The 1,096-nt window shown below is 52.1% G+C and carries 1 pseudogene; it reads right to left on the bottom strand.

Features of this window, described 5'->3' with window-relative positions:
* Window positions 1-116: 116 nt before the first annotated feature.
* Window positions 117-1,096 (bottom strand): annotated as a pseudogene (locus tag DXY38_RS13825) (hypothetical protein); the annotation flags it as partial.

Below are 1,096 nucleotides of genomic sequence, written 5' to 3'. Positions count from 1 at the left end.
AGTGAATTGGGATCGGGATGTGAGATGTATTTGCAAGCAATAAAAAAGCCCCACCCGAGGAGGAGGGGCATGTGAGTTTTTTCTGAGATGTTGTGTCGTTAGGTTTTTGGATGGGTTTAGATCACTGGAGGTATTTCAGCCCCGAAGTTGTAGGACCAGATTTGGTTGTTCATGGCAGCCTCAGAGTTGTCACCGGAGGTGATGTTTTGGACCTGTTCCATGGATAGGTTTCCACCTGTGTAGAGGGCTTCTAGAGCACCACTTGCATAGATGCCGATGCCATCGAGTCCGTGAGCTGATGCTTGAGCGAAGCTGATTTGGTCGGAGGCAACGCCGATGATTTTGATTTGGTCAAAGGCATCGAGGCCTTCAATGATGTCGGTTTTTTCCCCGTTGGGATTGTTACCGGGACTTTCGTAGAGCCAGTTGGAGAGGAACTGATCGGACTTGATGGCGATGAGGTCTGTGCCTCCATCGACCTGACTGGTGTATGTGTTCCAGCCGAAGTCGCCGTGAAGTTCGTCATTACCTGTTCCGCCAGAGAGGATGTCACGTCCATTGCCAGCGCGGATGAGGTCATCTCCCCCGCGTCCGTCGAGGACATCCCATCCGGTAAGACCGCGAAGGGTATCTGACTGATCGCTGCCCTCAAGAATTGAGCCACTGCGTTGATCTGTGCCGTTGTCATAGGCGTCGTGCTTGCCTTGAAGAAGGTCACCGTTAGCGGAAGCGCGTGCGACGCGACTGACAGCAACGGTTTGATTCCAGGAGGAGGCATCGATGGTCATCGAGGCTTGTGATTCCAAGGAATTGGGATTGGAGCTTGGATCGAAGGATTGGACGAGTTGATTTCCGTTTTGGAGGAAGTTATTAGTGAGTGAGCGTGTGAAGGTTGGGACGTTGTAGGTGTTGCCGTCAGTGGAGACGGAGGTGGTATCAAAGAATCCTGGGATGAGAGGGAAATCGGGGAGAAGATCGCCCCAATCGATGTCAGGGATGCTTTGATTTGGGGGGATTATGTTTTCCCAAGGGAACTCTGGGATAACAGGGAAATCAGGGAGGTTGGCACCAGGGAGTTCAGGGAGTTCAGGAAGTT

The sequence above is a fragment of the Synechococcus sp. UW179B genome, assembly GCF_900474245.1.
GTDB lineage: Bacteria > Cyanobacteriota > Cyanobacteriia > PCC-6307 > Cyanobiaceae > Synechococcus_C.
This window is presented reverse-complemented; position numbering and strand designations above follow the sequence as displayed.